The sequence below is a fragment of the Nocardioides hwasunensis genome (genome assembly GCF_014779665.1).
GTDB classification, from domain to species: domain Bacteria; phylum Actinomycetota; class Actinomycetes; order Propionibacteriales; family Nocardioidaceae; genus Nocardioides; species Nocardioides hwasunensis.
In genome coordinates, this window is the sequence record NZ_JACXYY010000005.1 from 278,697 (window position 1) to 301,411 (window position 22,715).

26 protein-coding genes are annotated in these 22,715 nt (G+C 73.2%); 16 read left to right on the forward strand and 10 right to left on the reverse strand.

Annotated elements, in window-relative coordinates; all coding sequences use genetic code 11:
* The first annotated feature begins 29 nt into the window (after window positions 1–29).
* Entirely contained in the window at window positions 30–1,475 is a 1,446-nt protein-coding gene (locus tag IEZ25_RS13745; RefSeq protein WP_191200001.1) for a DHA2 family efflux MFS transporter permease subunit, read from the forward strand.
* Window positions 1,476–1,485: 10 nt separating this feature from the next.
* Complete coding sequence (locus tag IEZ25_RS13750) at window positions 1,486–1,914, forward strand: Fur family transcriptional regulator (protein WP_191200002.1); 429 nt, start codon at window positions 1,486–1,488, stop codon at window positions 1,912–1,914.
* 5 nt (window positions 1,915–1,919) lie between these two features.
* Here the strand turns inward: IEZ25_RS13750 and IEZ25_RS13755 are convergent, their stop codons facing one another.
* Together IEZ25_RS13755 and aztA are read right to left on the reverse strand one after the other, a co-directional pair.
* Window positions 1,920–3,080, reverse strand: coding sequence for a YibE/F family protein (locus IEZ25_RS13755; RefSeq protein ID WP_191200003.1), 1,161 nt, complete (start codon window positions 3,078–3,080; stop codon window positions 1,920–1,922).
* Between the two features lie 61 nt (window positions 3,081–3,141).
* A complete protein-coding gene (gene aztA / locus IEZ25_RS13760; protein WP_191200004.1) occupies window positions 3,142–3,768 on the reverse strand; it encodes a zinc ABC transporter ATP-binding protein AztA in 627 nt (208 codons plus the stop codon).
* Window positions 3,769–3,811: 43 nt separating this feature from the next.
* On the opposite strand from aztA, the gene aztB reads away from it, so the two are divergent.
* The 6 genes from aztB (at window position 3,812) to IEZ25_RS13790 (ending at window position 9,543) form a co-directional block, all read left to right on the forward strand.
* On the forward strand, window positions 3,812–4,708 hold the full coding sequence (gene aztB, locus IEZ25_RS13765; RefSeq protein ID WP_318152228.1) for a zinc ABC transporter permease AztB: 897 nt from the start codon (window positions 3,812–3,814) through the stop codon (window positions 4,706–4,708).
* A complete protein-coding gene (locus IEZ25_RS13770; protein WP_191200005.1) occupies window positions 4,705–5,940 on the forward strand; it encodes an ABC transporter in 1,236 nt (411 codons plus the stop codon). The genes aztB and IEZ25_RS13770 overlap by 4 nt, the downstream gene beginning before the upstream one ends.
* Window positions 5,937–6,839, forward strand: a complete 903-nt coding sequence (gene aztC, locus IEZ25_RS13775; RefSeq protein WP_191200006.1) for a zinc ABC transporter substrate-binding protein AztC — start codon at window positions 5,937–5,939, stop codon at window positions 6,837–6,839. The genes IEZ25_RS13770 and aztC overlap by 4 nt, the downstream gene beginning before the upstream one ends.
* Before the next feature lie 23 nt (window positions 6,840–6,862).
* Window positions 6,863–8,101 (forward strand): zinc metallochaperone AztD, encoded by a 1,239-nt coding sequence (gene aztD / locus IEZ25_RS13780; RefSeq protein ID WP_191200007.1) that lies wholly within the window; start codon window positions 6,863–6,865, stop codon window positions 8,099–8,101.
* 82 nt (window positions 8,102–8,183) lie between these two features.
* Window positions 8,184–8,870, forward strand: a complete 687-nt coding sequence (locus tag IEZ25_RS13785; protein WP_191200008.1) for a ComEA family DNA-binding protein — start codon at window positions 8,184–8,186, stop codon at window positions 8,868–8,870.
* Between the two features lie 22 nt (window positions 8,871–8,892).
* Entirely contained in the window at window positions 8,893–9,543 is a 651-nt protein-coding gene (locus tag IEZ25_RS13790; protein ID WP_318152229.1) for an HAD family hydrolase, read from the forward strand.
* Window positions 9,544–9,664: 121 nt separating this feature from the next.
* On the opposite strand, the gene IEZ25_RS13795 is transcribed toward IEZ25_RS13790, so the two are convergent.
* From IEZ25_RS13795 to IEZ25_RS13805, 3 genes are read right to left on the reverse strand one after another with little or no spacing between them, the layout of a single operon-like run.
* Window positions 9,665–10,486 (reverse strand): ABC transporter ATP-binding protein, encoded by an 822-nt coding sequence (locus IEZ25_RS13795; RefSeq protein ID WP_191200009.1) that lies wholly within the window; start codon window positions 10,484–10,486, stop codon window positions 9,665–9,667.
* The gene (locus IEZ25_RS13800; protein WP_191200010.1) at window positions 10,483–11,541 is read right to left on the reverse strand and encodes a FecCD family ABC transporter permease; all 1,059 of its coding nucleotides are present in this window, start codon (window positions 11,539–11,541) and stop codon (window positions 10,483–10,485) included. The genes IEZ25_RS13795 and IEZ25_RS13800 overlap by 4 nt, the downstream gene beginning before the upstream one ends.
* On the reverse strand, window positions 11,538–12,632 hold the full coding sequence (locus IEZ25_RS13805; protein ID WP_191200011.1) for an iron chelate uptake ABC transporter family permease subunit: 1,095 nt from the start codon (window positions 12,630–12,632) through the stop codon (window positions 11,538–11,540). Before IEZ25_RS13805 ends, IEZ25_RS13800 begins: the two co-directional genes overlap by 4 nt.
* 83 nt (window positions 12,633–12,715) lie before the next feature.
* Here IEZ25_RS13805 and IEZ25_RS13810 point away from each other — a divergent pair, with 83 nt between their 5' ends.
* From IEZ25_RS13810 to IEZ25_RS13825, 4 genes are all read left to right on the forward strand, one after another.
* Window positions 12,716–13,720, forward strand: a complete 1,005-nt coding sequence (locus IEZ25_RS13810) for an iron-siderophore ABC transporter substrate-binding protein (RefSeq protein WP_191200012.1) — start codon at window positions 12,716–12,718, stop codon at window positions 13,718–13,720.
* 125 nt (window positions 13,721–13,845) lie between these two features.
* Window positions 13,846–14,382 carry a M15 family metallopeptidase gene (locus IEZ25_RS13815; protein WP_191200013.1) on the forward strand — a complete coding sequence of 179 codons (537 nt, stop codon included), beginning with the start codon at window positions 13,846–13,848 and terminating at the stop codon, window positions 14,380–14,382.
* A gap of 104 nt (window positions 14,383–14,486) precedes the next feature.
* On the forward strand, window positions 14,487–14,966 hold the full coding sequence (locus tag IEZ25_RS13820; protein ID WP_191200014.1) for a PPOX class F420-dependent oxidoreductase: 480 nt from the start codon (window positions 14,487–14,489) through the stop codon (window positions 14,964–14,966).
* 42 nt (window positions 14,967–15,008) lie between these two features.
* Complete coding sequence (locus tag IEZ25_RS13825) at window positions 15,009–15,599, forward strand: rhomboid family intramembrane serine protease (protein WP_224748977.1); 591 nt, start codon at window positions 15,009–15,011, stop codon at window positions 15,597–15,599.
* A gap of 12 nt (window positions 15,600–15,611) precedes the next feature.
* On the opposite strand, the gene IEZ25_RS13830 is transcribed toward IEZ25_RS13825, so the two are convergent.
* Window positions 15,612–15,782 carry a hypothetical protein gene (locus tag IEZ25_RS13830; RefSeq protein ID WP_191200016.1) on the reverse strand — a complete coding sequence of 57 codons (171 nt, stop codon included), beginning with the start codon at window positions 15,780–15,782 and terminating at the stop codon, window positions 15,612–15,614.
* A gap of 190 nt (window positions 15,783–15,972) precedes the next feature.
* On the opposite strand from IEZ25_RS13830, the gene IEZ25_RS13835 reads away from it, so the two are divergent.
* Both IEZ25_RS13835 and IEZ25_RS13840 read left to right on the forward strand, forming a co-directional pair.
* Entirely contained in the window at window positions 15,973–16,617 is a 645-nt protein-coding gene (locus IEZ25_RS13835) for a hypothetical protein (RefSeq protein ID WP_191200017.1), read from the forward strand.
* Window positions 16,618–16,667: 50 nt separating this feature from the next.
* Entirely contained in the window at window positions 16,668–17,354 is a 687-nt protein-coding gene (locus IEZ25_RS13840; protein WP_191200018.1) for a helix-turn-helix transcriptional regulator, read from the forward strand.
* A gap of 13 nt (window positions 17,355–17,367) precedes the next feature.
* Here IEZ25_RS13840 and IEZ25_RS13845 read toward each other — a convergent pair whose 3' ends face one another.
* From IEZ25_RS13845 to IEZ25_RS13855, 3 genes are all read right to left on the reverse strand, one after another.
* Window positions 17,368–18,075, reverse strand: a complete 708-nt coding sequence (locus tag IEZ25_RS13845; protein ID WP_191200019.1) for a GAF and ANTAR domain-containing protein — start codon at window positions 18,073–18,075, stop codon at window positions 17,368–17,370.
* A gap of 129 nt (window positions 18,076–18,204) precedes the next feature.
* Window positions 18,205–18,915 carry a GAF and ANTAR domain-containing protein gene (locus IEZ25_RS13850; protein WP_191200020.1) on the reverse strand — a complete coding sequence of 237 codons (711 nt, stop codon included), beginning with the start codon at window positions 18,913–18,915 and terminating at the stop codon, window positions 18,205–18,207.
* A complete protein-coding gene (locus IEZ25_RS13855; RefSeq protein ID WP_191200021.1) occupies window positions 18,912–19,259 on the reverse strand; it encodes an ANTAR domain-containing protein in 348 nt (115 codons plus the stop codon). The genes IEZ25_RS13850 and IEZ25_RS13855 overlap by 4 nt, the downstream gene beginning before the upstream one ends.
* 176 nt (window positions 19,260–19,435) lie before the next feature.
* Here IEZ25_RS13855 and IEZ25_RS13860 point away from each other — a divergent pair, with 176 nt between their 5' ends.
* Window positions 19,436–20,410 (forward strand): helix-turn-helix transcriptional regulator, encoded by a 975-nt coding sequence (locus IEZ25_RS13860; RefSeq protein WP_191200022.1) that lies wholly within the window; start codon window positions 19,436–19,438, stop codon window positions 20,408–20,410.
* A 116-nt stretch (window positions 20,411–20,526) separates the two neighbouring features.
* Window positions 20,527–21,261 carry a sigma-70 family RNA polymerase sigma factor gene (locus IEZ25_RS13865; protein ID WP_191200023.1) on the forward strand — a complete coding sequence of 245 codons (735 nt, stop codon included), beginning with the start codon at window positions 20,527–20,529 and terminating at the stop codon, window positions 21,259–21,261.
* A 29-nt stretch (window positions 21,262–21,290) separates the two neighbouring features.
* Here IEZ25_RS13865 and IEZ25_RS13870 read toward each other — a convergent pair whose 3' ends face one another.
* Window positions 21,291–22,715, reverse strand: a complete 1,425-nt coding sequence (locus tag IEZ25_RS13870) for an NAD(P)/FAD-dependent oxidoreductase (RefSeq protein WP_191200024.1) — start codon at window positions 22,713–22,715, stop codon at window positions 21,291–21,293.

Consider the following 22,715-nt stretch of genomic DNA (forward strand, 5'->3'; position numbering starts at 1 on the left):
CGACCACCGAGCACGAGGACTGATCCGCCGTGACCACGACCGACACCCCGACCGCCGCCGAGGTCGAGGCCGCCCGAGCAGGCGGGCACGGGCGACTCATCGGCCTGCTGGTCGCGTCCGCGTTCGTGGTGATCCTCAATGAGACGATCATGAGCGTCGCGCTGCCCGACCTGATGCGCGAGTTCGACGTCCCGGCGACCACCGCCCAGTGGCTGACGACCGCGTTCATGCTGACCATGGCCGTCGTCATCCCGGTGACCGGCTGGCTCCTGGTGCGGGTCCCGCTGCGGGCGGTGTTCATCGCCGCGATGTCGTCGTTCAGCGTGGGCACGCTGATCGCCGCGACGGCCCCGGTGTTCCCGCTGCTGGTCACCGGGCGCGTGGTCCAGGCCGTCGGCACCGCGCTGATGATGCCGCTGCTGATCACGACGGTTCTCAACGTCGTCGAGGAGGAGCGCCGCGGCCGGATGATGGGCACGATCTCCATCGTCATCTCCGTCGCGCCCGCGATCGGGCCGACGGTCTCGGGCCTGGTGCTCGACTCGCTCTCGTGGCGATGGATGTTCTGGATCGTGCTGCCCTTCGCGCTGCTGGCCCTGGCCGCGGGCTCGCGCTGGGTGCGCAACGTGACCGAGCCGCGGCGGGTGCCGATCGACGTGGTGTCGGTGGTGCTGTCGGCGCTGGCCTTCGGTGGCCTGATCTACGGCCTGAGCAGCATCGGCGAGAGCGCGAGCGGCCACACGCCGGTCCCGGTCTGGGCGCCCCTGGTCGTCGGCGCACTGGCGCTCGTCGTCTTCGTGGCGCGCCAGCTCCGGCTCGGCGACGCGGCGCTGCTCGACCTGCGGGCCTTCGCCGTGCGCACCTTCTCGATCGCCGTGGCGCTGGTGGCGGTCAGCATGATGGCGTTGTTCGGCACCCTGATCCTGCTGCCGCTCTACCTCCAGGGCGTGCTCGAGCTCTCGGTGCTCGATACCGGCCTGATGCTGCTGCCGGGCGGGATGACCATGGGCCTGCTGGCGCCGCTGGTGGGCCGCCTGTTCGACAAGGTCGGGCCGCGGCCCCTGGTCGCGCCCGGTGCTGCCGCGCTCAGCCTCGCCCTGTGGGGGATGACGACCCTCGGTGCCGGGTCCGACCGTTCGACGGTGATCGGGCTGCACGTCGTGATGTGCGTCGGGCTGGCCTTCATGTTCACGCCGCTCCTGACCTCGGCGCTCGGCTCGCTCCCGCCGCACCTCTACTCCCACGGCAGCGCGATCGTCTCGACCCTCCAGCAGCTCGCCGGTGCCGCCGGGACGGCGCTCTTCGTGACGGTGATGACGCGGGTGGTGGTGTCCCGCACCGACGAGGGCGCGACGCTGGTGGCGGCCACCGCCGACGGCGTGCACGCCGCGCTGATGTACGGCGCCGTGATCTCCGCGCTCGCGGTGGGCGTCTCGCTGTTCGTGCGCCGGCCGGCCCGCACGGCCCGCCGGTAGCATGCACCGCATGTCAGCGCAGATCCCCGGTCCGGGCACCACTGGCGGTGGCCGTCGGGACACCCGCCAGCGGCGGCTGCTGCGTGACCGGCTGGCCGAGCAGGACGCGTTCGTGAGTGCGCAGCAGATGTACGACGACCTGCGCACGAGCGGCGACCGGGTCGGCCTGGCCACGGTCTACCGCACGCTGCAGACGATGACCGAGGCCGGCGAGCTCGACGTGCTGCGCTCCGACGAGGGTGAGGTCCTCTACCGCCAGTGCGGGCCGAAGCACCACCACCACCTGGTCTGCCGCAGCTGCGGGGTGACCGTCGAGGTCGACGGGCCCGCCGTCGAGCGCTGGGCCACCAAGGCCGCCGACGACCACGGCTTCACCGACGTCACGCACGTCGTCGAGCTGTTCGGGCTCTGCGCGGCGTGCTCGCGGAAGAAGCGCTGAGCGCTCTAGCCCACCGAGTCGGTCAGCGGGGATCGAGGCCGGAAGGCCCACGCGGCCAGGGCGGTCGTCATCGGCACGGCCGCGATGAGCCCGATGGTCGCCACGGCGCTCCGCACGACCTCCTGCGCGACGACCTGGCTCGGCACCACCGCGGCGAGCGAGCCGTTGTCGGCCACCATCAGCACGAGCAACGGCAGCGACGAGCCGGCGTAGGCCAGCACGATGGTGTTGACGACCGAGGCGACGTGCGCCCGCCCGACGCGGCTGCCGGCGCGGTGGAGCTGGCGGAAGCCGTAGGCCGGGTTGGCGCGGGCGAGCTCGTCGACGGTGGCCGCCTGGGTCACCGTGACGTCGTCCAGCACGCCCAGCGAGCCGATCACGATCCCGGCCAGCAGCAGCCCGCGCATGTCGATGCCCTGGGTGAGGCCGACCGAGGCCGACAGGTCGTCGGTCACCCCCGTCAGGTGCAGGCCCGCCACCGCGACCGCGGCCAGCAGTCCGGTCAGGGCCAGGCTCGCGAGCGTGCCGAGCACCGCCACGGTGGTGGAGAGGCTGAGCCCGTGGGTCAGGTAGAGCACCACCAGCACGACCGCTGACGACCCGACGACGGCCACCAGCAAGGGGTTCTCGCCGCCGAGGATGGCGGGAATGACGAAGAGCGTCAGGATCGCGAAGGTCGCGCCGAGGCCCACCAGCGCGCTCACCCCGCGCCAGCGGCCGAAGGCGACGAGCGCCAGCACGAAGGCGGCGGCGAGGAGCCACAGGCCGGTGCCGCGCTGGTGGTCGACGACCGACCAGGTCACGCCGTCGGGCGACTCGCTGCGCAGCAGCAGGACGTCCTGGCCGACCTCGACGTCCGGTTCGCCGAGCCCGCCGGGCAGGGGTGCGGTGACCTCCTCGCCGGTCTCCAGCACCACCCGCACCCGGCCGCACCGCTGGACCTCCTCAGGCGCGCCGTCCGGGCAGGTCTCGACCACCGCGGCGGTGACACGGCCCGGGACCTCCGGGGCACCCGCGTCCGTGGCGCCGAGGGTGGTCGACGAGGGCCAGAGCCAGACCAGCGCCACCAGCGTCAGCAGGGCGAGGGGTGCGACGACCGCGAGGGCGGCCGTGCGGTGCAGCCGGGACCCGCTCGGATCCGCACGGCGGTGGTGGTGCGCGCCCATGCGTCTCCTGTCGGGTGGGGCTCGTGGCGGACCAGCATGGCAGGCCCGCGGCTGCCTCGCCTCAGCGGACCCGGCGCCCGCCGACCAGCCGGACCACGTGGTCGGCGGCCGCGATGTCCTCCTCGTCGTGGGTGACGCAGACGACGGCGACCCCGCGCTCGGTCGCCTCGGCGGCCAGGATGCGGCGAGCCGTCGCCCGGCTGTCGGCGTCGAGGCCGGCGGCCGGCTCGTCGAGCAGCAGCACGTCGGCGCGCTGCACGATGCCCTGGGCCAGGAGTGCGCGCTGTCGCTGCCCGCCGGACAGGGCGGCCAGCGCCCGGTGCTCGAGGCCGGTCAGTCCGACCCGCTGGACGGCCTCGGCCACGGCGAGCCGCACCTCGGCGCGCGGTCGACGGCGGCCCCACGTGCCCATCGCGACCACGTCGGAGACCGTGACCGGAAGGGTGTCCGGGACCGCCGGTCGCTGCACGACCAGCGCGGTGCTGCCACGCCGCTCGACGGTTCCGGCGCGCGGTCGTCGTACGCCGGCCAGCAGCTCGACGAGCGTCGACTTCCCGGCGCCGTTGGGGCCCGCGACGACGGTCACCGAGCCTGCGGTCAGCGCCACGGACACGTCGTGCAGGACGTCCTCGCGGTCGTGGGCGAAGCAGAGGCCGCGCGCGGCCAGGGGTGTCGAGGTGGGGGACATGCCGTGATCATACGCAATTGGTAATCGTTCTCATCTTCATTTAGTGTCCCGGTCCGTGATGCTCCTCGACCCGTTCGCCCACGACTTCATGCAGCGCGCCCTGATCGGCGGGTCACTCGTGGCCGTCGTCTGCGGCGTCGTCGGCACGTGGGTCGTCATCCGCGGGATGGCCTTCCTCGGAGAGGCGATCGGCCACGGGATGCTGCCGGGCGTCGCGCTCGCGACCCTGCTCGGCCTGCCCGTGGTGCTGGGCGGGGCGGCCAGCGCGGTCGTCATGAGTGCCACGATCGGCACGCTGCACCGCCGCGGTCGGTTGTCCTACGACACCGCGATCGGGCTGCTCTTCGTCGCCATGCTCTCGCTGGGCGTGATCATCGTGTCGCACTCGGGCAGCTTCGCGACCGACGCGACCGTGATGCTCTTCGGTGACGTGCTCGCCCTGCGGGCCGGCGACATCACCATGCTGGCGATCGCCCTTGCGGTGACGCTGGTGCTGGCCGCCGCCTTCCACCGGGCCTTCGTCGCCTCGGCCTTCGATCCCCGGGTCGCGCACGTCCTCGGTCTGCGTCCCGCGCTCGCCCAGGGGGTGCTCGTCGGCCTCGTCACCCTCGCGGTGGTCGCGTCCTACCAGGCCGTCGGGTCGCTGCTGGTGATCGGCCTGCTGCTCGCCCCGGCGGTCGCGGCCGGGCAGTGGACCCGCCGGATCCCCACGACGATGGCGCTCGCCGCGCTGCTCGGCGTGGGGGCAGTCCTCCTCGGCCTGCTCGTCTCGTGGCACGCCGGCACCGCCGCCGGATCGACGATCGCCTTCTCCGCGGTGATGCTCGCCGCCCTCTCTGCCGCTTCGGCCGCCCTTCTCACGCGTGTGCGACGCCAGGTCCCGGCCTCGGGCGCCGCACACGGCGCGCCCGTCCTCGCCACCTCCGACCGGAAGGCATGACCATCCGCACCCGAGCCGCCCTCGCGGGCACCCTCCTCCTCGTCACCGGCACGGCGTGCTCCGCCGACCCCGCCCCAGGTCCGTCGACCGAGTCCCTCGACAGCGACGACCACGGCGAGGTGGCCGGGGCGCAGGAGGTGGCCGAGCCCCAGCTCCACCTCGTCACGATCGCACCCGACGGTGCGGTGGGGATGCTCGACCTGCTCACCGAGGAGGCGGGCGACCTCGACCAGGTCGGCGCCCCATCGGCTGTCGCGACCGACGGGCGCTACGTGCTCGCCACGGTGCCCGGTGGCGTCGACGTCGTCGACAGCGGCGCATGGACCTGGGACCACGGTGACCACTTCCACTACTACCGCGCCGAGCCGCGCGCCCTCGGCACGGTGGCCGGCACCGGTCCGGCCACCATTGCGACCGGTCCGCTCTCGACGGCGGGTGGCACCGGCGTCTTCTTCGAGGAGACCGGTGAGGCCGTGCTGCTTGACAACGCGGCCCTGGCCCGTGGCGCGGTCGAGGAGACCTTCCGGTTGGAGGCCGAGCCTCACGCAGGGCTCGTCGCGCCGTTCGCGGACGGCGCCGTCGTCAGCGTCCCCGACGGGTCCGGGGGTGCCGGTGAGGTCGAGCTCGTCGGCGCCGACGGCGAACCGGTCGACGGCTTCCGCGAGGAGTGCGCCGACGCCAGCGGCACCATCACGACGGTGGTCGGGCTCGTCGTCGGCTGCGCGGACGGCGCGCTGCTCTGGACGTACGACGACGGGGAGCCGGCCGTCGAACGGATCGCCTACCCCGACGGGCTCGTCGCACCGCCCGCGAGGACGTTCGACGCACGCAAGGGACGGCCGACCGTCGCCGCTCTCGCCGGCCGGACCGGCTTCTGGCTGCTCGACACCCGCGAGCGCAGCTGGGACCTGGTCGAGACCGGGACGCCGCTCGTGGCGGTGTCCGCCTCGGACGACGCCGACGGCCACGTGGTCGCCCTCGACCGGTCCGGCCGGGTGCGGGTGTACGCCGCCGGGTCGGGCGAGCAGCTCGCCGCCACCGGGCCGCTGCTGGCGGGCTCGCTGCGCGACGACGCCGCGCAGGTCGGCCTGGTGGTGGACCAGGGCCGGGCCTACGTCAACGCGCCCGCAGACGGGGTCGTCCTCGAGATCGACTACGCCGACGGCGCCCGCATCGCCCGGCGCCTCGAGACGCAGCCGGCGCCGGCCTTCTTCGCGGAGACCGGCCGATGAGGCGCGCGGCTGCGACGCTGCTCGTCGCGACCCTCGCCCTGGCCGGGTGCTCGGGGAGCACGTCGTCCGACGGCCCGCAGGTCGTGGTGACCACCAACATCCTGGGCGACGTCGTCCGCACCGTGGTCGGCGACGAGGCCGAGGTGACCGTGCTGATGAAGCCCGACGCCGACCCGCACTCCTTCGAGATCTCAGCCCAGGAGGCCGCCCTCCTGCGCGGCGCCGACCTGGTCGTCTCCAACGGCCTCGGGCTCGAGGAGGGACTGCAGCGCCACCTCGACGGCGCCGTCGAGGCCGGGGTGGAGACGTTCGTCGCGGGCGACCACGTCGAGGTGCTCGACTACTCCGCCGAGCAGGGCGGTGCGCCGGACCCGCACTTCTGGACCGACCCGACGCAGATGGCCGGCGTCGTCGATGCGCTGACCGACGAGCTCACCGACGTCGAGGGCCTGGACGGTGCCGTCGTCGCGGAGCAGGCGGCGGCCTACCGGGCCGAGCTGGAGAACCTCGACGCCGACATGGAGAGCGCCTTCGCCGCGATAGCCGAGGAGCGGCGCAGCCTGGTGACCAACCACCACGTCTTCGGCTACCTCGCCGACCGGTTCGGCTTCCGGGTGGTGGGTGCCGTCGTCCCGGGCGGCACCACGCTCGCCTCGCCGAGCGCCGCGGACCTCGAGGACCTCGCTCGGGCGATCGAGGACGCCGGGGTGCCGACGATCTTCGCCGAGTCCTCCCAGCCCGACCGACTGGTGCAGGTGCTGGCCGACGAGGCCGGCGTCGACGTCGAGGTCGTCGAGCTCTTCACCGAGTCGCTCACCGCCGCGGGCGGTGGCGCCGAGACCTACCTGGACATGCAACGCGCCAACACCGAGCGCATCGCCGCAGGCCTCTCGCAGTGAGGGCCTCGACCGAAAGGAACACCATGCAGCACCGACAGATCCGGGGCCTGCGGGCCGCCGCCCCCGTGGCGGTCCTCGCCCTGGCCCTCACGGCCTGCGGGTCCGACGGGGAGGCCGACCCGGCCACCTCGGCGGGCTCGGAGGAGACCACCGCGGCCACCAGCACACCCACCACGAGCGAGGCGGCCGCCGAGGCGGGCAGCCGGCTCGCGGTGTCGTACGAGGGTGGCGTCGCCGTCCTCGACGCCGACACGCTCGAGGTCGTCGACGAGTTCGACTCCGAGGAGTTCACCCGCCTCAACGCCGCCGGCGACGGGCGCCACGTCTTCGTCACCACGACCGCCGGCTTCCAGGTGCTCGACACCGCGACGCCCGAGCTGACCGACGTCGTCCTCCCCGCCGAGGCGGCCGGGCACGTCGTGCGCCACGGCGGGAAGACGGTCCTGTTCGCCGACGGGACCGGCGAGACGACGATCTTCGACACCGACGCGCTGCTCGCAGCCGACGGAGCTCTCCCCGAGTCCGAGACCTGGACCGCGCCCGAGGCGCACCACGGTGTCTCGATCGTGCTCGAGGACGGCACCCTGGTGACCACCGTGGGCGACGAGGAGTCGCGCTCCGGTGCGGTCGCGCTGGCCGACGAGGGCACCGGCGACGAGATCGCCAGCAGCGACCAGTGCCCGAGCATCCACGGCGAGGGCACGGCCGCCGGCGAGGCCGTCGTCTTCGGCTGCGAGGACGGCGCGCTGCTCTTCAAGGACGGCGCCTTCGAGAAGCTCCAGGCGCCCGACGACTACGGCCGGATGGGCAACGCCTACGTCTCGGAGACCAGCCCGCTCGTCGTCGGCGACTACAAGACCGACCCCGACGCCGAGGGCTACCTCCTCGACCAGGTCGCGCTGATCGACACCGAGGCCGCCACCCTCGAGCCCGTCAGCCTGCCGAAGGGCGTCGAGTACACCTGGCGCGGCGTCGTCCGCGGCCCGGACGACCTGGCCTACCTGCTCGGCACCGACGGCGCGATCCACGTCCTCGACCCCGCCACCGGCGAGCTCACGCGGGACTTCCCGGTCGTCGAGCCGTGGGAGGGGCCGGCCGACTGGCAGAACCCGCACCCGGCGCTGATCGTCCACGAGGGCACGGCGTACGTCGCCGAGCCCGCGAGCAACCAGGTGCACGCGGTCGACCTGGCCACCGGAGAGGTGACCGCCTCGGTCGAGCTCGACCACGAGCCCAACGAGATGGCGGTTGCACTGGGCTGACCTCCCGCGAGCAGGCCCGACGGGGCGTCCCGGGAGATCGCTTCCCGGGGCGCCCTCGTGGCGCTCCGCCTACGATCTGCGCATGCAGCCGTACCCGCCCGTCGGCCCCGTCGCCACCCGCAGGCCCCCGAAGTGGCTCTGGCTCCTGCCGGTGCTGTCCATCGGCCTGCTGGCGTTCGTCCCACCCATCGCCATCGCCGCCAAGGCGAGGACGCGCAGGACATGGGCGTGGGCGATCGGCCTCTCCGCGGCCTGGCTGGTCGGCTTCGCCACCATCGGCTCCAGCGAGTCCGACAGCGCCACGTCGGACCTCGGCGGCTTCATCTACTTCGGGACGTGGATCGCGTGCGTGGTCTACGCGCTCGTGATGGGACCCAAGGTCCCGTGGCCGGCCAAGGGTGCCTACGTCCCCGCCGGACCGCCGCCCTTCGACCCCAACGCCGCCGCGGTGGCCGGTGTGCACGCCGGGCGGCAGAAGCGCCACGAGGCGCGCGAGCTGGCGCGACGCGACCCGATGATGGCGCGCGACCTGCGCATCGGCCGCCCCGACCTGCCGCGGCAGTACGACGACGGCGGGCTGGTCGACGTCAACAGCGCCCCGGCCGAGGTGATGGGCCAGTGGCTCGGGCTCGCTCCCGCCGAGGCCGCGCAGGTCTTCGACGCCCGCCAGCAGCTCGGCCGGTTCGAGCACGCGGAGGACCTGGTCAACCTCGCCGGCCTCGAGCCGAGCACCTTCGACCGGGTCAGCGAGCGCGTCATCGTGATGTGAGGCCGGCTGGCACACTCGTGCCGTGACCGACACCCTTGCGGCCGTCCTGTGGGACATGGACGGCACCCTCATCGACTCCGAGCCGATCTGGATCGCGCAGCAGTTCGTGATGGTCGAGGCCCACGGCGGCACGTGGTCGCACGAGCAGGGCCTCGAGCTCGTCGGCTCCGACATGATGACGACCGCCGTCGCCATGCAGGCCGCCGGCGTCGACCTGGAGGCCGGCCCGCTCGTCGCCGACCTCGAGCAGCGGGTGCTCGAGTCGTTGCGCACGACGGTCCCGTGGTGTCCGGGTGTGCCGGGCCTGCTGGCCGCGCTGCGGGCCGAGGGGGTGCTGTGCGCGATCGCCACGACGTCCTCGCACGAGATGGCAGCACTGGTGGCCGCCGCCGCGCCCGAGGGGACCTTCGGCGCGATCGTCGGCGGAGACGACGTCACGCAGACCAAGCCGTCGCCGGAGCCCTACCTCCGCGCGGCCGAGCTGCTCGGCGTACGCATCGAGCAGTGCGTCGCGGTCGAGGACTCGCCCAACGGCCTGCGCTCGGCCGTCGCCTCCGGCGCCGCCAGCCTCGCGATCCCCCACGACGCCGCCCTCCCGACCGAGGGCGACTTCACCACCTGGCCGACCCTCGAGGGCCGGACGGTCGCCGACCTGGCCTCGCTGGTCCTCTGAGGGTGGCGGCCTGCGACATCTCGCAGGCGGGATCCGCCGTCGTACGCCGCCAGGGTGGCGGCAGATCGCCTGCCGGGGTGGCTCGGGGGTGCGATGTGCCGCGACCTCAGCAGATGACGGGCTACTCCCGGTGCCCGAGCGACGTCGGCACGACGAGGGGCGTGCCGGAGACGGGGTCCTCGATCACGACGCAGGGCAGCCCGAAGACGTCGTGCACGAGCTCGGGGGTGAAGACGTCGCGCGGCGCGCCCTCGGCGGCGATCGCGCCGTCCTTCATCACGATGAGGTGCGTGGCGTAGCGGGTGGCCTGGTTGAGGTCGTGGAGCACGGCGACGAGGGTGCTGCCGGCCCGGTTGAGCTGGGCGAGGAGATCGAGCAGGTCGATCTGGTGGGCGATGTCGAGATAGGTCGTCGGCTCGTCGAGCAGGAGCAGCGGCGTCTCCTGCGCGAGGGCCATCGCGACCCACACGCGCTGGCGCTGGCCACCGGAGAGCTGGTCGACCGGGCGGGAGGCGAGGTCGGCGACGCCGGTGGCGGCCATGGCCCGGTCGACGGCCTCCTTGTCGGCCGGTGACCACTGGCGGATCAGGCCCTGGTGGGGATAGCGGCCGCGGCCGACGAGGTCGGCGACCGTGATGCCGTCCGGCGCCTGCGAGGTCTGGGGGAGCAGGCCCACCAGCCGGGCCGCCTCCTTGGCGCGGTAGTCGGAGACGGCCCTGCCGTCCAGCACGACCTGGCCCGACGACGGCTTGAGCAGCCGGACGAGCGAGCGGAGCAGGGTGGACTTGCCGCACCCGTTGGGGCCGATGATCACGGTGAAGGAGCCGTCGGGGATCTCGACGGTGAGGTCGGTGGAGACGACTCGCCGGTCGTAGGCCAGTGTCACCGCCTCCGCAGCGAGCCTGCTGGTGCGGGCCTCGCCCGTGGGGGAGATCTCGGTCATGCGGCCTTCCTTCGGGCTTCGTGGGCCAGCAGCCACAGGAGGTAGACGCCGCCGACGACCACCGTGACCACGCCGACGGGCAGGGCCTGCGGCATCCAGTGTTGCGCGGCGAAGTCGGCGAGCAGGAGGAGGAACGCCCCGGTCAGCGCCGAGGCGGTCAGCGGCAGGCCGGCCGAGCGGCACAGCCGGTGCGCGACCTGCGGCGCCGACAGGGCGACGAACGCGATCGGTCCGGCGACCGCGGTGACGGCGGCCGTCAGCCCGACGGCGGTGACGATCAGCGCCAGCCGCACCGGCTCGACGCGTACGCCGTGCGCGCGGGCCGCGTCGTCGCCGAGCTCGAGCTGGCGCAGTGGGCCGCTCAGCGCGGCGACGACGGGCAGGAGCAGGCCGATGAGGACGAGCGCGGGGACGACGTCTCCCCAGGTGAGCAGGTTGAGCGAGCCGGCGCCCCAGGTGGCGGCCGCGACGGCGACCTCGAGCTTGGCGCGCAAAAGGAGGTAGGTGTTGACCGACGCGAGGAGTGCGGTGACCGCGATGCCGACGATGATCAGCCGGAAGCCGGCCACGCCGCCCTGCCAGGCGAGGGCGTAGACGAGCAGCGCCGTGCCGATGCCGCCGACGAGGGCGCCCCCCGCCACCGCGGACGCCGAGGTGCCGATGGTCGTGATCACGACCAGGGCGCCGGTGTAGGAGCCGGTCGAGAAGCCGATCACGTCGGGCGAGCCGAGCGGGTTGCGGGTCAGGCTCTGGAAGACCGCACCTGCCAGGCCGAGCGCCGCGCCGAACACCGCGGCGGCGAGGATGCGCGGCAGCCGCTCGTGCAGCACGACGTAGCGCGGATAGCCGGCGCCGAGGTCGCGGATGCTGTCGACCACCTCGAGCGGCGTCATCCTCAGGCTGCCGGTGCCGAGGGCGACCAGGCCGAGCACGACGACGGCCGCGACGAGGGAGAGCGAGACGACACCGGCGCGGGTGCGCGTCCGACGTACGGCGCCGGCGCGTGCCTGCTCGGCCGACGCAGGCGCCTCGGGCAGGTCCAGCGACGCGCTCACAGGGCGGCCATCCGGTAGCGGCGGACCAGGAACACCAGCACCGGCGCGCCGATGAAGGCGGTGACGATGCCGGCCGGGATCTCGCCGACCGGCAGCAGCAGTCGACCGACGATGTCGGCGGTGACCAGCAGGACCGGTCCGAGCAGGACCGTGAACGCCATGATCCAGCGCTGGTCGGGCCCCGAGATCCGGCGGGCGACGTGGGGGACCATCAGGCCGATGAACGTGACCGGCCCGGCGATGGCGGTCGCCCCGCCGGCGAGCAGGGTGACCGCCACGACCGCGATCGTGCGGGTGCGGAGCACGCGGGCGCCGAGGCTGGCGGCGAGGTCGTCGCCGAGGGCGACGGCGTTCAGCGCGCGGCCCAGGAGGAGCGCGACGACCGCGCCCGCGACGATCCAGGGCGCGGCGGGCGCGACGACCTCCCAGCCGCGGTCCTTGAGCGAGCCGGCCTGCCAGGCGCGCAGCGCGTCGAAGGAGCGCGGGTTGGTCAGGACCAGGCCGGAGGTGACCCCGTTGAGCAGCGCGGCGAGGGCGACCCCGGCGAGGGTGAGCCGGGCGATGCTGACCGAGCCCCGGTGGACGGCGCCGATCAGGTAGACCACGACCGTGGCCGTCAGCGCGCCGAGGAAGGCCAGCCAGAGGTACGTCGACGGCGAGACGACACCGCCGAGCGCGATCCCCAGCGCGATCGCGAATGCCGAGCCCGAGGTGACGCCGAGGATGCCGGGATCGGCCAGCGGGTTGCGTGTCACCGCCTGCATCAGTGCCCCGGCGACACCGAGTCCGAGTCCGGCGGCGAGCGCCGCCACCGTGCGTGGCACCCGGTCGTCGAGGATCACCGTCGCGTCGAAGGAACCGTCCCCGGAGCCGGTGACGGTGCGCCACACGACGTCGAGGGGGATCGCCCGCGCGCCCACGGCCAGGCTGACCGCGCACGCGAGGAGCAGGACCGCGAGGCAGGCGGCGAGCGCCAGCACCCGCGTGCCCAGCGGGCGCTCGGTCTCGTCGGGACCCACGCCGACCGCCGCGGCGGGGGCGGCGGCGAGCGGTCCGTCCCCCCCGAGGGTGGACGGTTCGGCGACGGGCATAGGCAAAGGTTAGGCTCACCTAAGCCCGATCGACCAGACGGGCCCCAGGCTGACCTGCCGAGCTCCCGAGAGGCACCCCGACCATGATCACCACCCTGCGCCGCCCCGCGGCCGCCCTCGCCGCCGCCGCGCTCGCCCTGAGCCTGGCCGCGTGCACCAACTCCGCCGAGGACGCGGGCGCCGATGCGGCCGACGGCGAGTCGACGTCGGAGGGCCCGCGCACCGTCGACACCAAGTTCGGTGAGATCGAGGTCCCGGGCGACCCGCAGAAGGTCGTGGCCCTCGGGTGGGGCGACGCCGAGACCGCGCTCGCCCTCGGTGTCCAGCCGATCGGTGCCTCCGACTGGCTCGGCTTCGGCGAGGACGACGACGGCGTCGGCCCGTGGGCCCAGGGGCTCTACGACGAGTCGCCGGAGCTCTTCGGCACCCTCGAGCTCGACACCCAGGCGGTCGGCGCCCTCGAGCCCGACCTGATCCTCGACGTCCGCTCGTCGGGTGACCAGGACCGCTACGACGCGCTCAGCAAGATCGCACCGGTCATCGGCGTCCCCGAGGGCGGTGACTCCTACCTCACCACGACCGAGCAGCAGGTCACGATGATCGCCGCGGCGCTCGGCAAGGAGGAGCTCGGCCAGGAGCTGCTCGACGGTGTCGACGACGCGTTCGCGACCGCACGCGAGGAGCACCCCGAGCTCGACGGCCTCTCCTCCACCGTGTCGGCGTACTCCAGCGACGGCTGGGGCGTCTACACCGAGGGCGACGCCCGCGTGCAGTTCATGGAGAACCTCGGCCTCACCCAATCCGAGGACGTCGCGGCGATCGAGTCGGACTCGTTCTACGTGCCGGTCTCCAACGAGGAGCTCGACCTCCTCGACGCCGACGTGATGGTGAGCTTCCCGATCTTCGTCGAGGCCTCCGAGATCTCGAAGCAGAGGCTCTACAACGCCCTGCCCGCCGTCGAGGACGGCCGCGCGGTCCTCATCGACGACCTCGACCTGAGCAACGCCTTCTCGATCGCCACGACCCTCGGCATCGAGTACGCCATCGACAACGTCACCCCCCTGCTGGCCGACGCGGCCGCGAAGTAGCGGTACGTCGACCGCCGGTGCGGTGCGCGCCCGGTCCTGGAGGCGGACGACAGCTGTCCTCGGGGACGGCCGGTCGGCACCGCAGGTGGAGGTGTCGACCCCGCCTGCGTTGACACCGTCTCGGTGTGACCACGAACCGCGTCCCGTCCCTCCGTCCGCTCGCCGCCATCGTCCTCGCGCTCGGCCTGCTCGCCCTCGGCTGCCGCGCCGCAGACGTCCCGGTCGGCTCCCTGCTGTCGAGCAGCGAGACGCCGGATCTCTCCCGGCCGACGGGCAAGCCGGAGCTCGACCGGATCGACCCCGACCTGCGGGCGGCGTTCGAGTCCGCGCGCGCCGACGCCGCGCGCGACGGCGTACGCCTCCACATCACCAGCGGCTGGCGCAGCCGCGCCCACCAGGAGCGGCTCTTCGAGGACGCGCTGGTGAAGTACGGCAGTGCCGAGGAGGCGAACCGCTGGGTCGCGACGCCCGACACCTCGGCCCACGTCACCGGCGACGCCATCGACATCGGCCCCACCGACGGGGCCATCTGGGTCGGCCAGCACGGGTCGGCGTACGGGCTGTGCCAGACCTTCGCCAACGAGATCTGGCACTTCGAGCTGCTCACCGAGCCCGGCGGCACCTGCCCCGACATGCTCGCCGACGGGAGCGCCCTCCGCTGACCCGCCCCCGATATCTGAGGACGCCACGTACGGCCAAGGCCCTGGATGACGTACGCGCCGTCCTCAGATATCCGGAGGGACCTGTGCGGACTAGCCTGCAGGGCATGGCACCTCGCATCGCGACGAACACCTCGGTCGAGCTCGACGAGCTCCTGGACTTCGTCCGGCCCCGGCACCGGATGGTGCTGCTGACGAAGCGGGCCGACGGCGCCCCGCAGGCCTCGCCGGTGTCCGGCGGGGTCGACGACGCCGGGCGGATCGTCATCGCGACCTATCCCCAGCGTGCGAAGACGAGGAACGCCCGGCGGCGCCCGGAGGTCTCGGTCGTCGTGCTCTCCGACGAGTGGGACGACGCGTGGGTGCAGGTCGACGGCGAGGCCGAGGTGCTCGACGCCAGCGAGGGCGAGGCCGCGCTGGACGCGTTCGTGGAGTACTTCCGCAGCATCGCCGGCGAGCACTCCGACTGGGCGGAGTACCGGCAGGCGATGCTCGACCAGGGCAAGTCGCTGCTGCGGGTCACCCCCACCCGGTGGGGCACCGTGTCGACCGGTGGCTTCCCCGCCGAGATCGCCGACCGCACCTGAGCCCACGTCCGGGCTTTCACCCCGGCTGTCACCATGACAGGCATGCAGACCGCGACCCGCGAGCCCGACTGGAAGAGCGCCGCCCTGCTCACCGGCGGCTTCGTGGCGCTGCTCTGGGTGCTCGAGGTCGTCGACCTCGCGACCGGCAACGCGCTGGACGGCTACGGCGTGCAGCCCCGCTCGGAGGAGGGCCTGCTCGGCATCGTCTTCGCGCCGGTGCTGCACTTCGGCTTCGACCACCTCGTCAGCAACACCGTCCCGGTCCTGGTGCTCGGCTTCCTGACCCTCGCCACCGGCATCGCCCGCGGCCTGCTCGCAACGGCGATCATCTGGTTCGTCGGCGGCGTCGGCGTGTGGCTGTTCGCGCCGTCCCTCAGCAACCACGCCGGTGCCTCGGTGCTGGTCTTCGGCTGGATCGTCTACCTGGTGGTGCGCGGATTCCTCAACCGCCACACGACCGAGATCCTCATCGGCGTCGCGGTCTTCCTGCTCTACAGCACGGTGCTGCTCGGGGTCCTGCCCGGCCAGCCGGGTGTCTCGTGGCAGGGGCACCTCTTCGGCGCGATCGGCGGCTTCCTCGCCGCACGCCTGCTGACCCGGGGCGCGCGGCGAGGGGCCGAGGTCACCTACTGACGAGCCGGGCGCTCACGAGTCCGTGGCAGGGCCGTCCGGGGTCGCGCCGCCCTCGGAGCCCCACCCCTCGTCGTCCGTCTCGTGGGCGGGATCGTCCTGCAAGTCGGGGTTATTGGCGGGGTCGGTGTCGAGGTGGGTCTGGGGATCGTCGTGAGGGCTCTGCTGCTGGTCGGACGTGGTCATGCTGGCTCCTGGGCTGGTCTGGGTCGTCCCGTCATTCGTACTCCGCGCCACCGGATCGGCCAGCACCCCCACGGGTGGTGGTGGCCGGGTGCAGTCTCCGCCCGCCCGGGCGGGTGTGGTGTCGCAGGAGCCGCGGAGGGACCATCGAACGATCAGGCCACACCGATGCAAAGGGGATGCCGTGGAGCTGTTGCCCCAGAGCAGAGAGGCCCTGGACGAGTACGTCACCCCGTCGCTGGACGACGTGGAGGCGCTGCTGAGGGTGATCGAGGGCTGGGCCGTGCGCACCGTCCCCGAGTGCGTCGCGCTCAGCGTCACCCTCCTCGACGAGGACCTGACGTTCACGCTCGTCGACAGCGAGGCGGCGTCGCGAGCGCCCGTGCCCACGGTGACCGAGGTCGAGGCATCGAGCGAGGTGCACGCCCTCGACGAGCTGGGGTGGGCCGACATGGCTCGTGAACGGGCCTTCGCCGGCATCGCCAGCACCGTGTCCCTCCCCGTGGTGGAGCACGGCCGGGCGGTGCTCACCATCGACCTCTACGCCTCCACGGCGCACGCCTTCCACGACCGGATCGACGGCCTGGTGGAGGCGCTCGGCGCCTGGCAGGCGGGCGCGGTGACCAACGCCGACCTCGGCTTCGAGACCCTCAGGCGCGCCGAGGAGGCCCCCGAGCGGCTGCGCGAGCAGCGCCTCGTCGACGTGGCGGTGGGTCTGGTCGCCGCCCATGTCGGGGTGACGACCGACGAGGCGCTGATCCTGGTCCGCAACGCCGCCGAGCGTGCCGGCGTGGCCGAGACCCAGGTCGCCGTGGTGGCGCAGGCGCTCTTCGCCTGACCGGTGTCCGTCGCGAGCATGCATCGGCCCCGGGCGGGGTACGGGAGGCGATGGACAGCGAGACGACCGGGGTGGCGCGCCAGCTGAGGCTGGCGCTGCTCGACGACAGCGAGCTCGTCGTGCACGGGCTCCGCACGATGCTGGAGCCGTACGCCGCCCGGGTCTCGGTCGTGTCCTTCGACGCGGGTGGTTCGGGCGCGCCGGCCGACCTGGTCCTCTACGAGCCGGCAGCCCGCCGGAGGGCAGGGACGGGGGGAGGGACGCCGACGCGGGTCGCGCCCCGGATGGTCGCCTTCGGCTGGGACTGCAGTGCGCAGGCGGTGTCGACCGAGATGGCGCGAGGTGCGGTGGGATTCGTGAGCAAGTGGCTGCCGGCCCGCCGGCTGCTCCAGGACCTGGTGCACATCGCGGGCGGTCGCACAGTGGTCGACGCCTGGTCGGGCCAGCGAGAGGTGGAGCAGCCCGTCGCGCGCGAGTGGCACCTGACCCACCGGGAGGCCGAGGTCCTCGCGCTGATCGCCGCAGGTCGGTCCAACGCCCAGATCGCCCTGCACTGCCACCTGAGCATCAACTCGGTGAAGTCCTACATCCGGGGCGCCTACATCAAGATCGGCGTCGGCTCGCGGTCGCAGGCGGTGCTCTGGGCGATCCAGCACGGGATGCTCGTCTCCGAGGCCGCGCCGACGCGCGCGCAGGCGGAGCTCGCCGCGCCGGCGCCCGGGGACGGCAGTTCGTGAGCCACCCGGTCCCTCACGCGGGGTCGGGGGCAGGAGCGATGGGCGTGTCGCGGTCCGAGACGATCTGGGCCGCGAGATCGCGCAGCTTGCGGTTGTCCTGCGAGGAGATGCGTCGCATCGCGGCGAAGGCCGCGTGCTCGTCGAGGCCGTAGCGTTCCATCAGCATGCCCATGGCCTGTCCGATGACCGTCCGGGACTCGAGGGCCGTGGCGAGCTGGTGGTCGTTGATCGCCTTGGCCAGCGCGACCGCACACATCGCGGCGACCACCTGTCCGTGCTGCACGTCGACCTCGGAGAACGCGTGAGGCGTGCGGGAGTAGAGGTTGAGGGCGCCCCAGGAGCGGTCGTGCCGGGTGAAGAGCCGGAAGCTCAGGCTCGCACGCACCCCGAGCTCCAGCACCATCGCACGTCCCCAGATCGGCCACCGGCTGTCGGTGGCGAGGTCTCCGATGATGACCACGGGGTCGTTGCGGATCGCCTCGTAGCACGGCCCCTGCTCCAGCTCGAACTGCGAGTCGTCGAGCTGACGCAGCAGCTCGTTGGTGGCGGCGGGCGTCCGGATCCGGTCGGGCTCGATGAGCGAGACCCCGACGAAGTCGCAGGAGTCGAAGAACTCAGGAGTGATCTCGACCATCCGCTGCAGCGTGTGCGGCGGGTCCACCTGGTCGTGCAGCTCTCGCACGGCCTCGGCGAGCCGACGCTGGAAGTCCTCACGCCCCACGGTCCGGCCTTCCTGTCTCCGTCGACCGTCGCACCCGTCGTGCCGCGCGACAAGGGGCTCGCGCGGCGGATCTCGCCAGCTCCCCCCGAGGGGTGAGTGGCGTGGTTGCGCCGGGGGCCCCGGGGCCGCTCAGGCGGGAAGAGAACCGGTGTCGAGGAGGTGCTCGGCGATCGTGCCGATCTTGGTGCGCCGGTTGCGCGCGGTCGATCGGAGAGCCTGGAACGCGGTGACGGCGTCGGCGCCCATCGATGCCATCAGGTAGCCGACGGCGCGCTCGATCACGACCCGGTAGTCGAGGGCGTACTGCAGCTGCTTGGCCAGCTCGCCGGCCGTGTGGGCCTCGAGCGCGGCGGCGAGCGTGGTGGCGATGACCTCGGAGTAGCGGGCCAGCGCCGTCACCTCGCTGTCGTCCCAGTCGTGGACCCGCTCGCGGTAGACGTCGAGGGTGCCGACGGTGACGCCGCCGAGCTGGATGGGGGTGCCGAGCACCGCGCGGACCGGCTGACCCACCATTGCCTCGGCCAGCCGCGGCCAGCGGACGGTCTCGGTGGTGACGTCGCGACTGGTGATGACCTTCGCCTGCCAGAACGACTCCGTGCAGGGCCCCTCACCGGCCTCGGACTCCATGCGCTCCAGCAGCCGGCCCGGGCCGGCGCTGGCGGCGGCGTAGGAGAGCACGTCCTGCTCGTCGGCGATCAGGATGCCCGCACCGTCGACGTCGAAGAGGTCGACGCACGCCTCCACGACGAGCTTGAGCGAGGAGGAGAGGGTGCCGTCGTCGGCGGGGGACTGGACGAGCGTGCGAAGGCTGTCGGCAAGGGCGGTGGCGTCGATGGTCATCGCTCCAGATCATCTCGCGGCCACGGCCCGGCTGGCCAGCCCGCGGGCGGTAGGTGGTCCAGGAGGATCGTGAGGAGCCGCCGGTCCTCGGCCGTGGCCGTGCCGTCGTGCGTGCTCACGAGCACCTGCGCCACGGTCTGCACGTCCGTGCCCGTGCGATGGGAGACCCGGACCAGCAGGCGACGCGCCTGCGCCGTGGTGCACGCGAAGCGGACGGATGCCAGTCCGACGGCCATGCCGACGGCACGGTGCGACCGGCCCGTGTGGTGGAGGTGGGCGATCTCGTCGTGGAGAGCGTCGGCGGGCTGCGCGGGCTCGCCGGGGTGAGGGGGTGTCACGGGCATGCGTCATCACCTTTCAATGACGTCGGGACCGCGGACACAGGGCGGAGCGTTCGATCAGCACGAGCACCTTACAGGGGGTCTCCGCGGCGATTCGGCCATGGTCTCGTGGGTGGTCGGGCTAGGGTCGTGGGGGACTCGAGCCCGCGGTCTTCGTCACGATCTTCGTGAGGCCCTCGATGCCCGACTCCGCCCGCCGGTCCCTGCCCCACGCCTTCGACTTCGAGGGTGACGGGGAACGGGCGCACCACTGGCTCGAGTCCGCGTACGGCACCACGCTGCGCCTCCGCGGCCGCACGGGCACCGTGCGGCACCGCCGCACCGACCACGCCGCCATCGCGTTCGACCACCTCACGATCGGCGCGCGGTTCGAGTTCGGCTCCGACCCGATGCGCGGCCTGGTGGTGGTCGACGTCCTCTCCGGCGACCTGGAGTACACCCGCGACCACGTGACGGACCGTGGCCGCGACGGCGACACCGTGCTGGTCGCAGGTCTCGACATGCCGTTCCGCGGCCGCGTCGACAGCTGCGCCCTGCGGACCACCACCTTCGACGTCGACGCCGTGGGTGCCGCGGTGCAGGACCTCGTGCCGGACCACCCGCGGCAGCGGGTCAGCTTCAGCTCGTACGTCCCTCGTTCGGCTGTCGCGGGCGCCCGGTGGCGTGCGACGGTCGACGAGCTCGCCACCTTCTTCCCGGGCGAGGAGTCGCCCCTCGGGCGAGGCGAGGCCGCACGGCTGCTCGGCCACACGCTGCTGGACACCTTCCCCAACGACGTGGTGGGCGCCGGAGACCCGCTGCAGTCGGGTCGCGACGCGCGCGACGCCACGCCGTCCACGATCAGGCGCGCGGTGCGCGTGATCGAGGAGCGTGCCCACGAGGACCTCAGCCTCGCCGACCTGGCCCTCGCGTGCCGCGTGACGCCCCGGACGCTGCAGTACGCGTTCCGCCGACACCTCGGCTGCACACCGGCGTCCTACCTGCGCAGGGTCCGCCTGGACCTGGCCCGGCAGAGCCTTCGCGACGGCTCCTCGAGCTCGGTCGGCGACGTCGCGGCGCGCTTCGGCTTCTTCAACCCCGGACGCTTCGCGGCGGACTATCGCCGCCTGTTCGACGAGTACCCGAAGGACACCCTCGCGCGCGCGACTCGCTGAGGCTGGCACTTCGCTTTACGGCTTTTGTGGATCTTGCGTATATGACACGTTGATCTTCGGGGGTGCTGACGACCCCCGGCCAGGACCTCGGCGAAATGGGAAGGAGGAGCACGTCCATGGTGCCCGTGAGGCTCGTCCCGGACCGTGTGGTCCGCACCGAGGCGCGCACGACCGACCAGCTCATCGAGGACCACGTCCGGGTCGCCCGCTCGATGGCGGCCCGCTACCGCGGGCGGGGGATCGACCTCGACGACCTCGAGCAGGTCGCGCTCCTCGGGCTCACCAAGGCAGCGCACCGCTTCGACCCCGAGGCCGGGCACGAGTTCATGTCGTACGCCGCCCCCACTGTCCGTGGTGAGCTGCGCCGCTACTTCCGCGACCACGGCTGGATGGTCCGCCCCCCACGCCGCGTGCAGGAGAACCAGGCGCGCATCACGCACGCCCGGGACGACCTCGCCGCGCGGCTGGGTCGCTCTCCCCGACCCAGCGAGCTGGCCGAGCACCTCGGTGCCGAGCTGGCCGACATCGAGGAGGCGTTGGCGGCCGACGGCTGCTTCACCCCCTCGTCGCTGGACACCCCCGTCGGGGAGGGCGACACCACGCTCGGTGAGCTGCTCGCGGGTGACGACCGTGGGCTCGTGCAGGCAGAGGCACGAGCCGTGCTCGCCCCCGTCGTGGGCCGGCTCTCCCAGCGCGACCGCGAGATCGTGGGCCTCCGCTTCCGCGACGAGCTGACCCAGCGGCAGATCGCCGCGGAGGTCGGGCTCACCCAGGCCCAGGTCTCGCGGGTGCTGACCCGGGCGCTGGCCGAGATGCGGGCCGGCCTGCTCGGGCGGACCTCCGCCGCCTGACCGAGCCGCCCGAGTCGGTCAGGAGTGGGTCAGGAGTCGAAGCCCAGCCCGGCCCGGTCGAGCGTGCGCAGGAAGGCGTTGCGGCGACCACCGCGATGGTCGGCCCGGTCGAGGGACCAGCGCGTCAGGTTGATGCCGACCGACGCCAGCGGCTCCGGCGGGAAGGGCACCGGTCGCCGGCGCACCATCTGGAGCCCGGTGCGCTCGGTCGGCGTGCCGGCCAGCAGGTCGAGCAGCACGTCGGCGGCGAACCGCGTCGCCCCGACGCCGAGCCCGGTGAAGCCCGCCGCGTGCGCCACCCGGTCGCCGTGGGTCAGGCCGTAGAACGCGGTGAACTGCGTGCAGGTGTCGATCGCTCCCGCCCACCGGTGGGTGAACCGCACGTCCTCGAGCTGCGGGAAGGTCGCCAGGAAGTGCGCGGCCAGCCGGGCGTGGCTCTCGGGCCGGTCCTCGTGGCGCGCGGCCACCCGCCCGCCCGCGGGGTAGATCGCGTCGTAGCCGCCCCACAGGATCCGGTTGTCCCGGCTCAGGCGCGAGTAGTGGAACTGGTTGGCGAGGTCGCCGAGTCCTTGCCGGCCCGCCCACCCGATCGACGCGAGCTGCTCGTCGCTCAGCGGCTCGGTCATCAGGACGTAGTCGTAGACCGGCACCGTCATCAGCCGGTTGCGGCGCAGCAGCGACGAGAACACGTTGGTCGCGAGCACGACGTGCTCGGAGGTGACCACGGCCCGGTCGGTGTGCACCTCCATCCGGGAGCTTCCGGAGCCCGACGACGCACGTCGCAGCGCGGTCGCCGCCGAGTGCTCGTGGATCTCCACGCCCAGGTCGGCGGCCACGCGGGCGAGCTCCAGCACCAGGCGGGCCGGATGCACCAGGGCGACGCTGTCGGGCTCGAGCGCTCCGCCGAGGAACAGCGGGCTGTCGATCTCGGCGCGCACCTGGGCGGCGTCGAGCGCGTGCTCCTCCCCGCGCAGCCAGTCGAGCTGGTGCTGCTCGACCGCGACGGAGATCATCCCGGTGCGCTCCCAGTCGCACGCCAGCCCGAGGTCGCGCACGTCGGCCTCGAAGCCGTCGAGGTTCGCAGCGCCGAGGCGGTCGAGGACGTCGTACTCGTCGGGCCAGCGCGAGCGCCCGTTGTCCTCGCCGTGGGTGATCGAGGCCTCGCAGAAGCCGCCGTTGCGCCCGGACGCCGCCCAGCCGACGGTGTGCGCCTCGAGCAGCACCACCCGGCGGCCGGGGTCGCGCCGCTGGGCGTGGACGGCGGTCCAGAGCCCGAGGTAGCCCCCGCCCACGACGGTGAGGTCGGCGGTGGTCGAGGCGCTGAGGACGTCGTACGTCGTCCGCGCGTCGGCGTCGTCGAGCCAGAAGACGGCCTGCCGGCTGTCGGCGAGCGCCCGCTCCACGACCCGCGGGTCGGGAGCGTGGCGCTCGTAGGCGGTGCTGTGGGAGGGCAC